This window comes from Intrasporangium oryzae NRRL B-24470, from assembly GCF_000576595.1.
In the GTDB taxonomy this organism is placed as follows: domain Bacteria; phylum Actinomycetota; class Actinomycetes; order Actinomycetales; family Dermatophilaceae; genus Intrasporangium_C; species Intrasporangium_C oryzae.
This window is the reverse complement of record NZ_AWSA01000030.1, coordinates 1-18,262: the sequence shown is the minus strand read 5'-3', so window position 1 is coordinate 18,262 and position 18,262 is coordinate 1. Positions and strand designations below refer to the sequence as shown.

The window sequence follows — 18,262 nt, the reverse complement described above, 5'->3', positions numbered from 1 at the left end:
TGTGAGCACCTGGCTCGATGTACCGGCCGACCACCCGTTCGGCATCCAGACGCTGCCCTACGGCGTCTTCGCCACGACCGACGATCCGGAACGCCGGAGGGTCGGGGTCCGGATCGGCGACCTCGTCCTCGACGCGTCGGCGGTGGCCGCGCTCGGCGGCGACCCCGGCGACGGGCCGCACCTCGCCGCCGCCTGGGCGCACCCGAGCCTCAACCCCTTCCTCGCCCTCGGCCCCGACGCGTGGGCGACGGCCCGCTGGTGGCTCACGGAGATCCTCACCGACGACGTCCACCGCGCCGGCGTCGAGCCCCACCTCCACGCGCTCGACCGCGTGGTCCTGCACCTGCCGGTCGAGGTCGCCGACTACGTCGACTTCTATGCGAGCGAGGACCACGCGAGCAACGTGGGCCAGATCTTCCGGCCCGACAACGCGGCGCTGCCCCCCAACTGGAAGCACCTGCCCATCGGCTACCACGGGCGCTCGGGCACCGTCGTCGTCTCGGGAACCGACGTCGTGCGCCCGACGGGGCAGCGTAAGGGGCCCGCTGACCCGGTCCCCGTCTTCGGACCGAGCATCCGCCTCGACATCGAGGCCGAGCTCGGTTACGTCGTCGGCGGTGCGACGGAGCTCGGCACCCGGGTCTCCGTCGACGACGCGGCCCGGCACCTCTTCGGCATCGTGCTGCTCAACGACTGGAGCGCCCGCGACCTGCAGGCCTGGGAGTACGTCCCGCTCGGGCCCTTCCTCGGCAAGTCCTTCGCGACGTCGATCTCGGCGTGGGTCACCCCGCTCGCCGCGCTCGGGGGTGCGCGCGTGCCCCTGCCCGGACAGTCCGACCCGGCGATCCTGCCCTACCTCGAGGGCGACGCCTTCGGCCTCGACGTCCATCTCGAGGTCTCGATCAACGGGACCGTCGTCTCACGTCCCGAGCACTCCGGGATGTACTGGTCGCCCGCGCAGATGCTCGCCCACATGACGGTGAACGGCGCGTCCCTGCGCGACGGCGACCTCTTCGGGTCGGGCACCATCAGCGGCCCGTCCAAGGACTCTCGCGGCAGCCTCCTCGAGCTGACCTGGAACGGCACCGAGCCGCTCACCCTGGCGGACGGGTCGACCCGCGGGTTCCTCGAGGACGGCGACACCGTGACGATCACCGCATGGGCGCCGGGACCGGACGGAACCCGCGTCGGGATCTCCGAGGTGACGGGGACGATCACCCCGGCGCGCTGACGCGCGCCGGGGTGGTGCCGGGGTGGCGCCGGGGTTTCGGTCAGCCCTGGCGCGGCGCGCGCTTGCCGACGATGACCTGGGTGTCGGCGATCTTGTCGTGGAGGGCCTGGCGTCGGTCGTCCCAGAGGGGCCAGAGGTAGTCGAGGATGACGACGATGCTGAAGATCGTGGACAGGCCCGGCACCGCGCTCGACAGGGAGTTCGCAACCGTCAGGACCTGGCGCTTGAGGGCGTCGACCACGGTGAGGGGACCGGGCCCGCCGGTGCGGCGGACGCTGATCCCGGCAGCCATCTTCCCGGGGGTCGCGCCCTTGGTCACGAGGAAGGTCGTCTCGTAGACGAGCCCGACGACCACGGACAGGATGGCGATGGGCATGACGAGGCGCATCAGCTCGGACTGCATCGTCGCGGCATCGGGAGTCACGCCGGACTCGATCTGGTTGATCAGGTTGCCGTACCAGCGACCGAGGTCACTCATCCACGACCAGCCGAGGATTCCGGTGATGACGCCGGTGATGACCCAGTCGAGGATCCGGGCGACCGCGCGCCTGCCCCAGGAGGCAAGTGGCACACCGTCCTTGGTCGTCGGGCCGGTGGCCCAGCCCATGGCGCCGGGAGCGGGCGTGTAGCGCGGGGCCTGCTGGTACTGCCCCGGGGCCTGCGTGTGCCACCCGCTCCCCTGTGGCACCGGCGCGGTCGGAGTCGGGACCTGGGACGTGCCCGGGGCAGGCTGCTGGGGGAGCCCGATCGTGCTCTGCGACGCGGTCGGGGACTTCTTCGGCGCGGTGTGGTTGGTCCACGTGACGCCGTCCCAGTAGCGGAGCATGTCGGGGTTGCTCGGGTCGTCGTACCACCCGGAGGGCTGCTGGCTCATGGCCCAACTCTGCCACGGACACCGCCCCTTTCCGTCGGCCGGCCCGAGGCCATCCCGGCCGGGGGTCAGTCGCCCGTCGGAGAGGGCGCGGTGGCCACGGCCAGCGCCTCGACCCGCCCGGCGACGATCGCGGTCGCGGTGATGGTCACGAGGGCTCCGAGCAGCAGGGCCGTGGCCTCCCCCACCCGGAGCAGGCCGAGCGTGGTGCCCAGCGCGGCCGCCGCGGTGGGCACCCCGAGCTGGGCAGCCGTGATGACGGCGGCGGGCCACGGCTGGGCGGTCACGACCATGGCCCCGTGGACCGCCACGGCGGCGAGGCCGAGCACGATCCCGAGCACGATCGCGCTGGGGTGGTCGGCGAGCTGACGCAGGTCGAGCGAGGCGCCCAGCCAGACGAAGAAGATCGGCGCGAAGAACCCCTCGGTGACCGCGAAGAGCTGCTTCGCCACCCGGCGCGGCTCCCCCACGGCCGACAGCGCCATGCCCGCGGCGAACCCCGCGAGCATGACCGAGACGTGTCCCGCGACGGCGAGCGCGGCGAGGGTGAAGAGGATGGTCAGCGACGCCCGGAGCTCGAGGGCCAGGCTCCTCTCGTGCGAGAGGTGGCGGATGCGCTCCTCTCGCCCCGACCGGACGAACCAGCGCAGGACGAGCCAGAGGACGACCGCGCCGGCGATCACGACGAGGGCGCCGACGAGAGCGCGGCCGACGTGCGCGGGGTCGATGGCGAGGGGCAGGGCGACGACACAGGCGGCATCGGCCACCGCGAGCTGAGGAAGGAGCTCGACCATGGCCGGCCCCGTGAGCGGAGTGCCGTTGAGGACGGGAAGCACGATCGCGGCCGACGACGAGGCGAGCAGGACGGCATACAGGGCGGCGTGCCCGGTGCCGAAGAACTCGGCGACCAGCCAGGCGACGGGGACGGCGAGCAGACCCACGCCAACGGCGCGCGTGAGACCGCGCGGGAGCCCGGCCCGGAGGGCGGGGTCACGCAGGGGCAGATGGGTGCCGGCCACGAACATGACGAGGGCGAACCCGACCTCCGCGAGGAACGCGAACGTCGGGTCGTCGGCGTGCACCACCCCAAACCCCGTCTGCCCGAGCAGGATCCCGACGAGGAGCTCGCCGATGACGACGGGCAGGTGCAGCCAGCGCGGCAGGGAGAGGATCGGCCCGAGCAGGGCGACGAGACAGATCAGCGCGAGTGTGCCGAACCCCATTTCGCCTCCACCGCCTCAGGATCCGACGGCGCAGACTGCCGCGGACGGTCGACGTCGCGGTAGCGGGCGGACGAGCACACCGACTCTCATGGGGTCAGCATGCACCCGGTGGGGCCGGGCCGCCGCGGATCGGCGCACCGGCCGCCCCACACCGAGAACGGGGCGAACCAGCCGTCGGCCCCCAACCGGCGCGAGCACGCGCCGACCCACCCGGCCGGCACGCGCGCGCTCCGTCGGTCAGAGGTTGCCGCGGCGCTCCTGCTCGCGCTCGATGGCCTCGAAGAGGGCCTTGAAGTTGCCCTTGCCGAAGCCGAGGGAGCCGTGGCGCTCGATGAGCTCGAAGAAGACCGTGGGCCGGTCGCCGAGGGGCTTGGTGAAGATCTGAAGGAGGTAGCCGTCCTCGTCGCGGTCGACGAGGATCTTGCGCTTCTGCAGCTCCTCGATCGGGACGCGGACGTTGCCGATGCGCTCGCGCAGCTCGGGGTCCTCGTAGTAGGAGTCCGGGGTGTCGAGGAACTCGACGCCGTTGGCGCGAAGGGCATCGACCGACGCGAGGATGTCGTTCGTCGCGACGGCGAGGTGCTGGGCGCCCGCGCCGCGGTAGAACTCGAGGTACTCGTCGATCTGGCTCTTCTTCTTCGCGATGGCCGGCTCGTTGAGCGGGAACTTGACGCGGTGGTTGCCGTTGGCGACGACCTTGCTCATGAGGGCGGAGTAGTCGGTGGCGATGTCGTCGCCGATGAACTCGGCCATGTTCACGAACCCCATGACGCGGTTGTAGAAGGCGACCCACTGGTCCATGTGGCCGAGCTCGACGTTGCCGACGACGTGGTCGAGCGCCTGGAAGAGCCGCTTGGGCTGGCCGTCGCGCTTCTCGTAGGTCGAGGCGGCAGCGACGTAGCCCGGGAGGTACGGGCCGGCATACGTCTGACCGTCGACCGTGCGCTGGACGAGCGTGTGGCGGGTCTCGCCGTACGTCGCGATGGAGGCGATGCGGACGGTGCCGTGCTCGTCGGTGTGGTCGGCGGGCTCCTCGAGGACGGTCGCGCCGGCCGTGCGCGCCTGGGCGATGCAGCGGTCGACGTCGGGGACCTCGAGGGCGATGTCGACGACGCCGTCGCCGTGCCTGCGGTGGTGCTCGACGAGGGGGCTGCCGGGGTCGACGGCGCCCTTGACGACGAAGCGGATCGAGCCGCTCTTGAGGACGAACGCCTTGTGGTCGCGGTTGCCGTTCTCCGGGCCGGAGTAGGCGACGAGTTCCATGCCCCAGGCGCTCTGGTAGTAGTGCGCCGTCTGGGTGGCGTTCCCGACGACGAAGACGATGGCGTCCCAGCCGGTGACCGGGAAGACGTCCTTCATCTCGTCGTACTCCACGAGTCCGACGAGCTGCTTGAGCTGGTCGAGGTCGAGGTTGGCCTCGCGCTCCTGGTCGGTGAGGTCGAGGGCGGGCTGCGGCGTCGCAGCAGGGATCGTGTCCGTCATGGCGCGAGCGTGGCGCGCGCCGGTCCCGATGGTCAACACCTCGGCGTCCGGCTGGGCATCGTGCACAAAGTGCTGGCCGTATGCCGCTGAGCATTGGACACTTTGTCCATGACCTCCCAGCCCCCGACCTCGGCCGGGCCACCGCCGGCCCCGGGTCCCGTCGACGACCTCGACTGCCGGATCCTCCTGCTGCTGCTGACCGAGCCCGGGGTCGGCGTCCTCGGCGCGTCCCGCCGGCTCGGGGTCGCCCGGGGAACCGTCCAGGCCCGGCTCGACCGGCTCCAGCGACGGGGCGTCCTGCGGTCCATGGCTCCCGACGTCGACCCGGCCGCCCTCGGCTTCCCGGTCACCGCGTTCTGCACCCTCGAGATCCGGCAGGGCAAGGGTCACCAGCCCGTCGTCGCCCACCTCGCCTCGATCCCGGAGGTCCTCGAGGCCCACACCATCACCGGGTCGGGCGACGTCCTCATCCGGATCGTCGGTCGCGACAACGCCGACCTGCAGCGGGTCATCGACGACGTCGTCGACGACTCGCACGTGATCAGGGCCTCGACCGTGATCTCGCTCGCCACCAGAATCGACCACAGGACCATCCCGCTCGTCGAGAGCCTCCTCGGCGAGCCCGACCCGGCAGGAGCCCCGACGCCGTGACCGCAAACCCGTACGAGCCCGTCCCCGACGTCCAGCTCCGCCACCCGGAGTGGAGCAGGTCAGCGACGATCTACCAGGTCAACCAGCGCCACTTCACGCCCGAGGGGACCTTCCGGGCAGCTGAGGCGCACCTGCCCCGGCTGCGCGATCTCGGCGTCGACATCGTCTGGCTCATGCCCGTCAACCCGATCGGTGAGAAGAACCGCAAGGGCGGGCTCGGCAGCCCGTATGCCGTGAAGGACTACCTCGCCGTCAACCCCGAGTTCGGCACCCTCGACGACCTCAAGCACTTCGTGGCGACCGCGCACGACCTCGGCCTGCACGTCATCCTCGACTGGGTCGCCAACCACACGGCCTGGGACAACCACCTCGTCGCCGAACACCCCGAGTGGTACGCCCGCGACTGGAAGGGCGACTTCCGGCCGACGCCGTGGTGGGACTGGGACGACATCATCGACCTCGACTACAGCCAGCCCGGTCTGCGCCGCTACATGACCGAGGCGATGGCGTACTGGGTGCGCGAAGTCGACGTCGACGGGTTCCGCTGCGACGTGGCCGGGTTCGTCCCTGTCGACTTCTGGGAGACCGTGCGGCGCGAGCTCGACGCGATCAAGCCGGTCTTCATGCTCGCCGAGTGGGAGTCGCGCGACCTCCACGTCCGCGCCTTCGACATGACGTACGCCTGGAGCTGGAACGACACGATGCACCGCATCGCCCACGGCAAGGCCGACGTCGAGGCGCTCAAGGTCTACTACGCATGGAACGACCGCTTCTACCAGCGCGACGCGATCCGGATGACGTTCGTCAGCAACCACGACAAGAACGCGTGGGAGGGCACCGAGTACGAGCAGTTCGGGGACGCGCTCGACGCCGCCATCGCGCTGTCCGTCGTCGGCGAGGGTATGCCGCTCATCTACAACGGGCAGGAGGCGGGCAGCGACCGGCGCCTCGTCTTCTTCGAGAAGGACGAGATCGAGTGGCGGGATGACCCGCAGGGCGAGCTCTACCGCCGGCTCTTCGCGCTGAAGAAGGCGCACCCCGCGCTGTGGAACGGCGCGTGGGGCGCCCGGATGGTCCGTGTGCCGAACTCCGACGAGAAGTCCGTGCTGTGCTTCGTCCGGGCGCAGGACGGCGACCGGCTGCTCGGCGCGTTCAACCTCTCCCCCGACGAGCGGACCGTGACCCTCGGCGACGGTCCCCAGTCCGGCACGTGGACCGACGCCTTCACCGGTGAGTCGCTCTCCCTCCAACGTGACGCAGACCTCACGCTGCCGGGCTGGGGCTACCGCATCCTCGTCGGGTCCTGACGGGCCATCGGGCCACCTGGGAGGACCCTCCCCCAGGGTGGCCCGGTCCCGCCAGGGTCAAGGGCGCTGCTGGATGCGCACGAGGTTGCCCGCGGGAGGAAGCTCCAGTGGATGGTGCTGTCCACGAGGGTCACGCTCGATGCGGCTCTGAGGACTGTGCTTCTCGATTCCTGAGCGGTCTCGTCACCTGTTTCTCGACGCACGACGGGATCCCTCCGGGCGCCCCGGACGCCTCACGCCGGTAGACGCTCGGCGGCACCCCGACTAGCTCGGTGAAGCGGGTGCTGAACGTGCCGAGCGACGAGCAGCCGACCTCGAAGCAGACCTCGGTGACGCTGAGGTCGCCGCGACGCAGCAGCGCCATCGCGCGCTCGATCCGACGCGTCATGAGGTAGCCGTACGGCGACTCGCCGTAGGCGAGCCGGAACTGGCGACTCAGGTGCCCGGCCGACATGTTCACACCACGGGCCAGCGCTTCGACGTCGAGCGGCTGCGTGTAGTCGCGGTCGATCCGGTCGCGGACGCGGCGCAACCGGGCCAGGTCGCGCAGGCGCTGCTCCGAAGCGGGCGTGCTCGTCACCCTTGGCATGGTGCCACAGATCAGGGCCCCGACCGGCCCGGACCGGGTCGCACCGGATGGCACCGGGTCGCACCGGGTCATCGAGGGAGGGCCCGGCGACCTCGCTTCGGTCGCCGGGCCCTCGCCGTGCTCGTGCTCTGGTGCTCGTCGAGCCCTGAGGTCAGCCGGTGACCTGGATGTCGACGCCGTTGCTCACGAGCTTCCAGTCGAGGTGCGAGAACGACGGCGGGTCGATGACCTTGTGGGCGCTCGCCCAGTCGATGAGCAGCTGGCGGATCTCGATCTGCCGGTTGTAGACGACGGGCGCTGTCACGACGTGCGGGAACCCGCCGCCGCCCGACTGGCGGTAGTTGTTGATGGCGACGACGAACTGCGCGTCGGCGCCCACGGGCGACCCGGCATACGACAGGTCGAGGATCCGCGAGCCGGGAGCCTGCGCGATGTCGATCTTGTAGGTGAGCGCGGCGTCGAGGCCGCCCATGATGTCGTAGTTGTAGTCGGGCGTGCCGTTCGGGGCCGTCGGCGTCGCGGCGTTGGTGACCTGGTCGGCCGTGAACGGGCCTGTCCCGCTGACCTGCTTGAAGTACGTCGCGCTCTTCTCGAGGTAGTCCTTGATCTCGGCGCCGGTGAGGACGATGCCGAGCAGGGTGTTGTCGTAGATGTAGAGGCCGGCGACGTCCCGGACCGTGACGTCTCCCTGCGGGATCGCCGCGAACTTGTTGAAGGGCGCCGCGATCGACAGGACCGGCAGGCCCTCCTGCGGGGTGCCGACCAGGGCCGCCTTGACCGCGTCGCCCTGGACGAAGTTGATGAAGTCCATCGCCGCGGTGTCCTGGTAGCGCGAGGTGGCGGCCGACATCGCCTCGGTGCACGTGCCGATGACGCCGTTGACGTAGGTCAGCACCTTCTGGTGCGCGGCCGCGACCGCCTCGGTGACGGTGGTGTCCTCGTGAACGACGTTGGAGTTGTAGAGCATCGAGCTCGAGTGCACGACCTGCCACTGGCCCCGGATCTTCTGCAGGTCGAGCGACATCCGGGTGACGCGCATGCCCCAGTAGTAGGGCTCCGAGAGGACCACCTGCTTGCCGGTCTGCTTGTTGGTCACGAGCTTCTCGGGGATCTCGACGTGGGCGTGCCCGACAAGGATCGCGTCGATGTCGGGCACCTGCTCGGCGAGCAGGGCGCTCGCGTTCTCGACGTAGGGCAGGGCATCCCCCCACGACGAGCTGCCGTTGGTGCCGGAGTGGCAGGAGACGATGACGACGTCTGCGCCGGCCGCCTTGAGGCGCGGGACGAACACCTTGGCCTGCTCGATGATGCCGGGGAACTTGACCTTGCCCTCGACGTTGGCCTTGTCCCAGATGGCGACGCCCGGCGTCACGAGCCCGAGGATGCCGACCTTGATCGGCTTGCGGTCCTCGAGCTTGATCGTCTTGATGACCCACGGCTTGAAGACCGGGGCACCCGTGTTCCAGTCGACCGAGTTGGCCGACAGGAGCGGGAAGTTCAGCTGGCTCTCGAAGGCCCGGAGCGTGTCGAGGCCGTAGTTGTACTCGTGGTTGCCGAGCGCGGCGGCGTCGTAGCCGACCTGGTTCATCGCCGCGGCCATGGGGTGCGTCGCACCGGCCGTGATCGGGTCGATCTTGGCGTAGTAGTACGCGAGCGGAGTGCCCTGGATCGTGTCGCCCGCATCGAGGGTGATGCACGAGGCGGCGCCGACCTCGGCTCGGATCGCCTTGATGATCGTCGAGGCCTTGGCGACGCCGATGTCGTTGCCCTTGCTGTCGGTGTACTCGGCGTTCTTGAAGTAGTCCCAGTTGTAGACGTTGCCGTGCAGGTCGGTCGTGCCGATCACGGTCAGGGTGACGGTCTCACCGTCGGTGCCGGCGCCGGTCCCAGCGGCCCGGGCACTGCCGGCCGTCCCGACGGTGGCCAGCCCCGCGCCGCCGACCGCGGCCATGGCCAGCAGCTGGCGCCGGGTCGTCCCGGAGCCGAGGATCTCGTCGGTCTCGTGCCTCACGTCGTTGCTCACATGTCGTCCTTCGTGTCGGATGCGCACTCACCCCCGAGGCGCAGGGAACCGACCCTAACCGGACAGGGAGACGGCGTGGGGCCTGGATAGGTCCGGTTCGTGAACTCCAGAGGACCTGTCGGTTGCGGGCCTCGGCGGGTGCACGAGCTCGAGGGCGAGCCGCCAGGCCGAGCAGGCGAGGTAGGCCTGCACGAGGGCGAGCCCGATCCGCGGCAGCGCCGCCTCGTCCGGGTAGAGGAGGTGGAGCGGCTCGTAGCGGGGCTGGAACTTCGCCTTGAAGGCGTGCAGCGACCGGAAGCCGTAGTAGGGCTCGAGGCCCTGCCCCAGCCGGTCGAGGACGGACTCGAGGCCATGCCGTGGCTGGTCGGCGACCCGAGCGAGCGGCGCGGCGGACAGGGAGACGGTGTCACAGCCCTCGTCGCGGAAGGCCAGGCAGGCGCTCGCGATGAGGAAGTCCATGACCGCGCGGAAGCCCGCCGGTCCCCTCCGCATGACATCGAGCGTCCACCCGACGACCGCGCCGTCACCGGGGCGCAGGACGGGCAGCCAGGAGGTGACCCCGTGGACGCGCCCATCCGCATCGACCGCCAGCCCGACGCGCACCCGTGGATCGAGAGCCTCCTCGACCCCTCCGAGGGTGAAGCCGAGCTCGGGCAGCCGCTTGTCCTCGAGCCAGCCCCGCGAGATCCGGGCGACCTGGGCACGGACGCCCTCCGGCTCGTCGGCGAGGCGCACGAGGCGGAAGGTGATGCCGCGGCGCGCCGCCTGGTTCAGTGCGGTGCGGACGTCCTGCCAGCGCTTGCCGACGAAGTCGAGCGTGCCGAGGTCGATGACGGCCTCCTGGGCCACCTCGAGCGAGCGCCACCCGATTCGGCGCGCGGCGGCCGCCGTCTCGGCGCTCGCGGCGAACGCGCACGGCACGAGCCCGTCACGGCGGGCCCGGCGCGCGAACTCGAGGAGCAGCGCGGACCGGTCCCCGGTGGCGCTCACGGGGTCGCCGAGGGCGAGCGCCACGCCGGCGCCGACCCGGTGGGCGACGTAGCCCTCCTGCCGCTCGCTGAAGAACCACCGGTTGCCACGCCAGGTCGTCATCCACGACAGGCGTCCGGCCGAGCCGTGGGTGGTCAGCCACGACGTGGCGCGGTCGCGCTCCTGCTCGTCCGCCGACCGACGCAGGCTTTCCGGGAGCGCCGTGGCACGGCGCGGGGACACGTGGCCGAAGGCGTGACGACCGCTGAGGACGACGGCGAGCCCGGCGAGGTTGAGCACGGCGTTGTCGACGAGGACGGGCCAGCAGGCGTGGTCCCTCGACACGAGGCCCGCTGCAGCGACGACCTGGACGGTGGAGACCAGGCCCAGCGCACCGACCGTGAGCCACCACCCGGACCGGCGGCCCCAGGTGACGACGCGCGCGAGCACGAGGAACGCGACGGCGTGGGCGAGTGCGCCCCCGGGCACGAGGTGGCTCGCGTGGACCGCCGTCAGACGAGCGGCCCCCGCAACCGGGACGAGCTCGGGCAGGGGACCGGCCACCGGAGCGATCGAGGAGAGGACGGCCGCCAGGGCGCTGACGAGGAGGAAGGCGCAGATGAGCAGGCGGTGCTCACGACCGGACAGGGCACGCACGGTGACCCGCGGTCGTCGGCCGAGCAGGAGCGGACCGAGCAGGAGCCCGGTGAGCGCGGCCAGCAGGTGCTCGAGGTCCGGCAGGCCTCCGACGTAGAGCACCGAGAGCCCGGCCCAGCCGAGGAGCACGACCCGCAGCCGGCCACGCCACGGTGGCCCGAGGGTGGCCGTGGCCGCGGCTGCCGCGCCGACGAACCCGGCCGAGGGCCCGACGTCGCGCAGGCGCGCGAGCGAGTCGGCCCAGACCCAGCCGTGCCCGCTCGCGACGTGCAGGAGCCCCGCCGACCCCGCGACCCCGGCGACGTGGCACGCCGCCACGGCGACGAGGGCCCGAGCCGTGCCGAGGCGCCGCTCGGCGAAGACCCCGAGGCCCACCACCCCGAGCAGGACCGGCACGTACCCCCAGGGGCTCACGGCGAGGAAGACCCCGGTGACGGCTCCCCACCAGCGACCGTCCTCGAACGCGGGCAGCCCGTAGCCGAACGCCGCCGTCTCGCGCGACGCGGCGGCCTGGGACCACAAGGAGCCGGAGACCAGGCCGGTGACGACGAGCAGCGTGAGCACGAGTGCGGAGCAGGGAAACCGGGTCGCGGCCCTCCTTGCCCCCTGAAGGACCGTCGCAGTGCGCGGTGTCGGCATCACCCTCAGAGACGCAGGGTGCGGCGGTGATACCGGCGCTCGCCTCGAGTCGCGGCCGCGGTCAGCGGCGCCCGACGAGCCAGAGCCGGATCCGCTCGATCCGCTCTGCGACCTGCTCGCTCGACGCCGTCGCGAGGTCAGGGCCCCCGCACGCGCGCCGCAGGTCGAGATGGACGTTGGCGTGCGGGACGTCCTTCTGCCGGGCGTACGCCGCCACGAGCTTGTTGAGCTCCTTGCGCTGTGCGGCGAGCGCCCGGTGGGCGGCCACGGGGACGGCGGCGTCCTTGGGGGCACGCCGGACCTGCTTGCGCTGCCGCTCGTGGAGCAGCTGGGCCACCTGGTCGGGCTCGAGGAGACCCGGCAGGCCGAGGTACTCCTGCTCGTCCTCGGAGCCGACCTGGGCGTGCATCCCCCACTGCTGCTTGTCGAAGAGGACGTGGTCGAAGTGGGCCTCCGACTCGAGCGCCTCGAAGGACCCCTGGTCGAGCCCGACGGTCTTGGCCTCGCGGTTCGCCTCGTCGATGAGGGCCTGCTCCTCGGCCCACATCTGCGCGACGTCGTCGGGGTTGGGCTTCCGGTCGAGGGTGTGGTCGCGCTGCTCCTCGAGTCGAGCGGCGTGGTCGAGGACGACGGGCACCGAGGGCAGGAACACCGACGCCGTCTCGCCGCGCCGGCGGGCCCGCACGAACCGGCCGACCGCCTGCGCGAAGTAGAGCGGCGTCGAGGTCGACGTCGCGTACACCCCGACGCAGAGACGCGGCACGTCGACGCCCTCCGACACCATGCGCACGGCGACCATCCACCGCGACGTGCCGGTCGAGAACTCCTCGATGCGCTGGGAGGCACCGGCGTCGTCGGACAGCACCACCGTGGGACTCTCGCCGGTCAGCGAGCGGAGGATTCCGGCATACGCCCTGGCCTGCGTCTGGCTGGAGGCGATGACGAGGCCGCCGGCGTCGTCGACGTGGCGCCGCACCTCGGTGAGGCGCTTGTCCGCGGCGGCGAGCACGGCTGGGATCCACTCGCCCTTCGGGTCGAGCGCGGTGCGCCACGCGTGCGCGACGGCGTCCTTCGTCATCGGCTCGCCCAGCTTGGCCTCGATCTCGTCGCCCGCCTTGGTCCGCCAGCGCATGCTGCCGCCGTAGGCCATGAAGAGGACGGGGCGCACGACGCCGTCGCGCAGCGCCTCGGCGTAGCCGTACGCGTAGTCGCTCGAGCTGACGAGCGTGCCCTCGGCGTCGAGCTCGTAGCGGACGAAGGGGATCGGCGAGGTGTCGGAGCGGAAGGGAGTCCCCGTGAGCGACAAGCGCCGCGCCGCCGGCTCGAAGGCCTCGCGGATGGCGTCGCCCCAGCTCTTGGAGTCACCGCCGTGGTGGATCTCGTCGAGGATGACGAGCGTCGGGCGCGAGGTCGTCAGCTCCCGGTGCAGGGACGGGCGCGAGGCGACCTGGGCGTACGTCACGGCGACGCCGTGGTAGTCGTCGCTGTGCCGGCCCACGCTGTTGCTGAACCTCGGGTCGAGGCTGATCCCGACCCGGGCCGCGGCGTCGGCCCACTGGGTCTTGAGGTGCTCGGTCGGCGCGACGACCGTCACCCGGTGGACGACTCCCCGCGAGAGCAGCTCGGTCGCGACGCGGAGCGCGTACGTCGTCTTGCCGGCTCCGGGCGTCGCGACCGCGAGGAAGTCCTGCGGCGACTCGGCGAGGTAGGCGTCGAGCGCCTCCTGCTGCCAGGCGCGGAGCTTGGATGCGGTTCCCCACGCCGCCCGCTCCGGGAAGGCGGGTGGCAGATGGAAGGCAGCCCCTGAACTCATAGGGGACCCAACGTAGCCGGTTCCCCGAGACGACATGCCGAGGCCCCGTCGCGCTGGACGGGGCCTCGACCCGAGTGGTATGCCGCTGGGCCGGGTTCGCGTCACCGCCCGGGCCCGGGGGGTTCGCGGGCTTCTCAGGCGGCCCGGTAGGCCACCCACTGGGCCTGCATCCGCGAGACCTGACCGGTGGTGAAGGTGTTCATGCAGGAGTCGTAGGTGTAGTCCATGAAGTTCTTGATCGGGTCGAGCCCGGGGCTCGTGCACGTGTCACGCCCGGTCGGGCACTGGTAGGCCGGGCTGGCCTCCGCGGGCGTGTCGTCGACGTAGTCCCCGTTGCCGGAACAGCCCCCCTGGAAGGTGTGGTAGAGCCCGACCCAGTGGCCGACCTCGTGCGTGGCCGTGTCGCCCTGGTTGTAGTTGGTGGCGCTGCCGCCCGGGAGGGAGCCGGTGAGCACGACGACGCCGTCCATGACGTCGTAGCTCCTCTTCGGGAAGGTCGCCCAGCCGAGGAGGTTGTCGCCGATGTTGGCCGAGTAGATGTTGAGGTCGGCCATCGTGCCCTTGCGCAGCGCCGACTTCATGTCGCGCTCGGCGGTCGTGCCGGGCGTCACGGTGTACCACGCGGCGTTGCTCGTCGAGTCGACCCCGGCGATGGCGAAGCTGAACCCGGATCCGGAGTAGGCGCTGTTGAGCACGGAGATCTGGTTGTTGATCGCGGTGGTGCTGAGGGCCCCCTGGCTGCCATTGGTGATCGCGTGCCAGTAGACCTTGACCGTCACGGGGGTGAACGTCCCGCCGCCGGGCTTTCCCTTCTGGCCGCTCTTGTCACTGCGCACGAGCGCACCGGACGCGTCACGGGTGAGCCCCTTGGCGGCGAGGGCGCTGGTGAGGGCGGCTTCGTAGGCGCGGACCTGCGCCTCGGAGAGCTCGTGCGGGTCCTTGGCGGTCCCGCCGGCGCCGCGGGCACCGACGGCGTCGGGCTCGAGGCAGGGCGCCTCGGACGCCGAGCGGTCAGGGAGGTTGGAGGCCTGGACCGGTGCGGCGACGGACGAGGCGAGGAGGGCGAGCGGTACGGCGACTGCGAGTGTGCGGAGCTTCATGTGCGAGGCCTTTCTCGGCGACGCGGCAGCCGTGCGACTGCCGGCGCCTCGAATCTAGGCACCGCGAACTGACCGGCTCGGGAGAACCCGAGTAAAAACTCGGTAAGGAATGCCGGTCCGGGAAGGCAGGCGGGGACGGTCGTCGCGGGCGTCAGGACCCGTCGCCGGACCCGTCGCCGCCGTCCTCGGCCTTGCGCAGGCCGTCGTGGATCTCCTTGCACACCGGGCACACCGGGAACTTCTGCGGGTCACGGCCGGGCACCCAGATCTTGCCGCAGAGGGCGACGACGGGCTCGCCGGTGAGGGCGCTCTCGAGGATCTTCTCCTTGCGGACGTAGTGCGAGAACCGCTCGTGGTCGCCCGGCTCCTGGAGCTCCTCACGGACCTCCTCGCGCTCGATCGTCGCCGTGCCGGTGCTGCGCAGCGGCTGCGGGTCGTTGTCGAAGGGGTCGGGAGGCATGACGCTCATGACGAGAGTGTATGCCGCTGGGCCGGCTCCCGAAGGAGCCGCTCCCCCGCCGGGTAGGCCCCCACCGAGGCAGGCAGCGACCCCGGCCGGCCGCTCAGCAGGACCGCCTCGACCCCTCTCCGAGGGCCCTCGGGGTGCGGGTCGAGCCCGATGCGCCGCAGCGTCTGGCGCGCGACGGCGACCGGCGAGTCGAAGATCGACACGTCGGCCCCGACCGCGCCCGCGATCCGGTCCTCCACGAGCCCGTAGTGCGTGCATCCGAGCACGAGCCCCCGGACACCCGCCGGCGTCAGCGCGGCGGCCTCGCCGATCGCGGCGTCGACCGCGGTCGTGTCGGCGCTCTCGATCGCCTCGGCGAGGCCGTGTGCAGCGACGACGTGCGTCTCGACGTCGACCGCGAAGGCGTCGACGAGCCCACGCAGGTAGTCGCTCGCCGCCGTCGCCGCGGTCGCCCAGACCGCGACCGGTCCGCCGCCCGCCGCGGCGGGCCGGATCGCCGGCACGGTGCCGATCACCGGGACGGCGGGCTCGAGCTCGGCCCGGAGCGCCGCGAGCCCGTGGACAGAGGCGGTGTTGCAGGCGACGACGACGGCATCGGGCTCGTGCTCGAGCGCGGAACGGGCGGAGCGCAGGATCAACTCGCAGACCTCGTCCGGCGTTCGAGGTCCGTAGGGCATGTGGTCGGGGTCCATCGAGAGCACGAGGCCGAGGTCGGGCCGCAGCGAGAGGAGGGCGTCGGCATACGCGACGAGCCCGAGCCCGCTGTCGACGAAGGCAACTCGCCTCGTCGCGCGGTCCGGGCTCTCGCCGGGCCGGGTCGATCCCCTGGCGTCGTCGTTCACGTGCGCTGGCCCCTCAGTTCATCGCGGGGTCGTCGGGGAAGCTGGCCACGAAGGCGAGGTTGTCGCGCTGGCGCCGCAGGACCGCACGCCAGAGCCCCTCAGGCTCGGAGCTGAACGGGTCGCGAGCCTCGGCGTCGACGACGTACCAGTCGCCTCGCCGGATCTCTCCCTCGAGCTGTCCCGACTCCCAGCCGGAGTAGCCGGCGAAGATCCGCATGCCGGCGAGCTCGGCGGCGACCACCGGCGTCGGCACGTCGAGGTCGACGAGCCCGATGGAGCCGAAGAGCCGCTTGACGCCGAGCGGCTCGGGCTCGTCACCCGGCACGGTGACGAGGCCGAGCGCCGACGACGTGGACACCGGGCCGCCCTGGAAGAGCACGGGTGGGGCCGTCACGACGCGCTGCCATCCCGGCAGGACCGAGTCGACGTCAGCGGTCAATGGCTTGTTGAGGACCACGCCCTGGGCGCCACCCTCGTCATGGTGGAGCACGAGGATGACCGACCGTCCGAACACGTCCCCCACGACGGAAGGGGTCGCCACGAGGAGGCGGCCGGTGTGGAAGGTCTGACTCACGGGCTCAGCCTTCCACACCGCCACCACTCCCACCGACTCGTCAGGACAGACGGACCCGTCAGGAACGCGAGCCGCGGCGGCCGCGACCCTCGTCGTCGCCCCAGCGGGTGACGAGCTGGTCGCCGCCACGGCCCCGACGCTCGTCACGGCCGCCCCAGCGGTCGTCGCGGCCCCGGCCCGGATGGGGACGGAACCCGCCCGAGCCGGCGCGCGGACCACGCGGGCCGGCCGGACCGCGCCGGTGGGCCTTCGGGCCGGCGATGAGGCGCGCGAACTCCTCCTCGGCGATCGGCACACCCGAGGGCGGCGTCGCGCCGGTCGCGGCGATGACCTCGTCGCCGGGAGCCGCCTTGACGAGGCCGATGTCGAGACCGGCCTCACGCAGCTGGCGCTCCATGGTGCGGCGCTGGTGCGGCAGAGCCAGCGTGACGACGGTGCCCTTGTCGCCGGCGCGCGCGGTGCGCCCCGAGCGGTGGAGGTAGTCCTTGTGGTCGGCCGGCGGGTCGACCTGGAGGACGACCGAGACGTCGTCGACGTGGATACCGCGCGCGGCGACGTCGGTGGCCACGAGGACCGGTAGCGTGCCGTCGCGGAAGGCCCCGAGGACCCGGTTGCGCGCACCCTGGTTGAGGCCGCCGTGGAGCGCCGCCGCCATGACGCCCTGCTCGCGCAGCTGGCTGGCGATGCGGTCCGCGCCGAGCTTGGTGCGGCAGAAGACGACGGTCCGCCCCTCCCGGTTCGCCACCTCGGCGGTGATGACCTTCTTGTGCTGCGGGTCGATGAGCAGGACGTGGTGCTCCATCGTCTCGACCGAGGCCGTCGCGTCGTCGGTCGAGTGGACGACCGGGTCGGTCAGGTAGCGGGCGACGATGTCGTCGATCCCGCGGTCGAGCGTCGCCGAGAAGAGCAGCCGCTGGCCGTCGGCCGGGATCCGCTCGAGGGTCGTCGTGATCTCCGCCATGAAGCCCATCTCTGCCATGTGGTCGGCCTCGTCGAGGACGGTGATCGCGATGTCGTCCATCTCGACGGCGCCGCGCTCGAGCAGGTCGTTGAGCCGGCCCGGGGTGGCGATGAGGATGTCGACGCCCTTGTTGAGCGCGTTGATCTGCGTCGTGTAGCTGAGGCCACCGGCGACGAGCTTGTGGCGCAGCCCGGCGACGTGCACGAGCGGCTCGAGCGCGTCGGAGATCTGCATCGCCAGCTCACGCGTCGGCGTGAGGATCAGTGCGTGCGGCCGCCGCGGCGCGCGCCGACGGCCGGCCTCGAGCAGGCGGGCGATGACGGGCAGCCCGAAGGCGAGGGTCTTGCCGGAACCCGTCTGGCCGCGGCCGAGGACGTCCTTGCCGGCGAGCGCGTCGGGGATGGTCGCCGTCTGGATCGGGAAGGGCTGGGTGATGCCTTCGCGGGCGAGCCGCTCCACGACGTTCTCGGGCAGGCCGAGCGCGGCGAAACCGTTGTCCTCGGCGACCGCGACCGGTCCGTCCGAGACGTCCTTGCGCGTCGACTTGGTCCAGGTGTCGGCCTCGAGGCGCTCGGCCTCGGCGTCCTCGAAGGAGACGGCGCCGCCGAAGCCACGGTCGTCACGGTTGTACGAGGGACGCTCGTCACGACGCTGGTACCCGCGGTCTCCGCGGTCGTCACGCTTGAACGACGGGCGGTCATCGCGACGCTGGTAGCCGCGCTCGCCGCGGTCATCACGCTTGAACGACGGGCGGTCGTCGCGGTTGTACGACGGGCGGTCATCGCGACGCTGGTAGCCGCGCTCGCCGCGGTCATCACGCTTGAACGAGGGGCGGTCGTCACGGTTGTACGACGGACGGTC

General features: G+C 71.7%; 15 protein-coding genes. 3 read left to right on the top strand and 12 right to left on the bottom strand.

Annotation, left to right across the window (positions count from 1 at the left end; genetic code table 11):
- Window position 1: 1 nt before the first annotated feature.
- Window positions 2-1,231 carry a fumarylacetoacetase gene (gene fahA / locus N865_RS13840; RefSeq protein WP_034807040.1) on the top strand — a complete coding sequence of 410 codons (1,230 nt, stop codon included), beginning with the start codon at window positions 2-4 and terminating at the stop codon, window positions 1,229-1,231.
- Window positions 1,232-1,271: 40 nt separating this feature from the next.
- Here the strand turns inward: fahA and N865_RS13835 are convergent, their stop codons facing one another.
- The 3 genes from N865_RS13835 to hppD all read right to left on the bottom strand — a co-directional run bounded on the left by N865_RS13835 (window position 1,272) and on the right by hppD (window position 4,807).
- Window positions 1,272-2,105 carry an RDD family protein gene (locus N865_RS13835; RefSeq protein ID WP_034807038.1) on the bottom strand — a complete coding sequence of 278 codons (834 nt, stop codon included), beginning with the start codon at window positions 2,103-2,105 and terminating at the stop codon, window positions 1,272-1,274.
- A gap of 65 nt (window positions 2,106-2,170) precedes the next feature.
- Window positions 2,171-3,325, bottom strand: a complete 1,155-nt coding sequence (locus N865_RS13830; protein WP_034807036.1) for a cation:proton antiporter — start codon at window positions 3,323-3,325, stop codon at window positions 2,171-2,173.
- A 237-nt stretch (window positions 3,326-3,562) separates the two neighbouring features.
- Entirely contained in the window at window positions 3,563-4,807 is a 1,245-nt protein-coding gene (gene hppD / locus N865_RS13825) for a 4-hydroxyphenylpyruvate dioxygenase (RefSeq protein ID WP_034807114.1), read from the bottom strand.
- A gap of 108 nt (window positions 4,808-4,915) precedes the next feature.
- Here hppD and N865_RS13820 point away from each other — a divergent pair, with 108 nt between their 5' ends.
- Window positions 4,916-5,458, top strand: coding sequence for an Lrp/AsnC family transcriptional regulator (locus tag N865_RS13820; protein WP_051510578.1), 543 nt, complete (start codon window positions 4,916-4,918; stop codon window positions 5,456-5,458).
- Complete coding sequence (locus N865_RS13815) at window positions 5,455-6,765, top strand: alpha-amylase family glycosyl hydrolase (protein WP_034807034.1); 1,311 nt, start codon at window positions 5,455-5,457, stop codon at window positions 6,763-6,765. The genes N865_RS13820 and N865_RS13815 overlap by 4 nt, the downstream gene beginning before the upstream one ends.
- Window positions 6,766-6,895: 130 nt before the next feature.
- Here N865_RS13815 and N865_RS13810 read toward each other — a convergent pair whose 3' ends face one another.
- The 9 genes from N865_RS13810 to N865_RS13770 all read right to left on the bottom strand — a co-directional run.
- Window positions 6,896-7,354 (bottom strand): helix-turn-helix transcriptional regulator, encoded by a 459-nt coding sequence (locus N865_RS13810; protein WP_157557704.1) that lies wholly within the window; start codon window positions 7,352-7,354, stop codon window positions 6,896-6,898.
- A gap of 151 nt (window positions 7,355-7,505) precedes the next feature.
- Entirely contained in the window at window positions 7,506-9,377 is a 1,872-nt protein-coding gene (locus tag N865_RS13805) for a bifunctional metallophosphatase/5'-nucleotidase (RefSeq protein WP_245603765.1), read from the bottom strand.
- Window positions 9,378-9,431: 54 nt separating this feature from the next.
- Window positions 9,432-11,567 (bottom strand): bifunctional lysylphosphatidylglycerol flippase/synthetase MprF, encoded by a 2,136-nt coding sequence (locus N865_RS13800; protein ID WP_051510577.1) that lies wholly within the window; start codon window positions 11,565-11,567, stop codon window positions 9,432-9,434.
- 136 nt (window positions 11,568-11,703) lie between these two features.
- Complete coding sequence (locus tag N865_RS13795) at window positions 11,704-13,455, bottom strand: DEAD/DEAH box helicase (protein WP_034807030.1); 1,752 nt, start codon at window positions 13,453-13,455, stop codon at window positions 11,704-11,706.
- A gap of 134 nt (window positions 13,456-13,589) precedes the next feature.
- Window positions 13,590-14,555 carry a zinc metalloprotease gene (locus tag N865_RS13790; protein ID WP_034807028.1) on the bottom strand — a complete coding sequence of 322 codons (966 nt, stop codon included), beginning with the start codon at window positions 14,553-14,555 and terminating at the stop codon, window positions 13,590-13,592.
- A 151-nt stretch (window positions 14,556-14,706) separates the two neighbouring features.
- Window positions 14,707-15,024, bottom strand: coding sequence for a DUF3039 domain-containing protein (locus N865_RS13785; RefSeq protein ID WP_034807025.1), 318 nt, complete (start codon window positions 15,022-15,024; stop codon window positions 14,707-14,709).
- The gene (locus N865_RS13780) at window positions 15,021-15,866 is read right to left on the bottom strand and encodes a glutamate racemase (protein WP_051510576.1); all 846 of its coding nucleotides are present in this window, start codon (window positions 15,864-15,866) and stop codon (window positions 15,021-15,023) included. Before N865_RS13780 ends, N865_RS13785 begins: the two co-directional genes overlap by 4 nt.
- A gap of 13 nt (window positions 15,867-15,879) precedes the next feature.
- Complete coding sequence (locus tag N865_RS13775) at window positions 15,880-16,440, bottom strand: YqgE/AlgH family protein (protein ID WP_034807092.1); 561 nt, start codon at window positions 16,438-16,440, stop codon at window positions 15,880-15,882.
- 58 nt (window positions 16,441-16,498) lie between these two features.
- Window positions 16,499-18,262, bottom strand: a 1,764-nt coding sequence (locus N865_RS13770; RefSeq protein ID WP_034807023.1) for a DEAD/DEAH box helicase, incomplete at its 5' end; no start/stop codon positions are given.

Excerpts from the sequence above, each read along its gene's own strand:
- N865_RS13835 (WP_034807038.1), bottom strand. The coding sequence starts at position 2,105 with ATGAGCCAGCAGCCCTCCGGGTGGTACGACGACCCGAGCAACCCCGAC.
- N865_RS13810 (WP_157557704.1), bottom strand. The coding sequence starts at position 7,354 with ATGCCAAGGGTGACGAGCACGCCCGCTTCGGAGCAGCGCCTGCGCGAC.
- N865_RS13830 (WP_034807036.1), bottom strand. The coding sequence starts at position 3,325 with ATGGGGTTCGGCACACTCGCGCTGATCTGTCTCGTCGCCCTGCTCGGG.
- N865_RS13790 (WP_034807028.1), bottom strand. The coding sequence starts at position 14,555 with ATGAAGCTCCGCACACTCGCAGTCGCCGTACCGCTCGCCCTCCTCGCC.
- hppD (WP_034807114.1), bottom strand. The coding sequence starts at position 4,807 with ATGACGGACACGATCCCTGCTGCGACGCCGCAGCCCGCCCTCGACCTC.
- N865_RS13795 (WP_034807030.1), bottom strand. The coding sequence starts at position 13,455 with ATGAGTTCAGGGGCTGCCTTCCATCTGCCACCCGCCTTCCCGGAGCGG.
- N865_RS13785 (WP_034807025.1), bottom strand. The coding sequence starts at position 15,024 with ATGAGCGTCATGCCTCCCGACCCCTTCGACAACGACCCGCAGCCGCTG.
- N865_RS13820 (WP_051510578.1), top strand. The coding sequence starts at position 4,916 with ATGACCTCCCAGCCCCCGACCTCGGCCGGGCCACCGCCGGCCCCGGGT.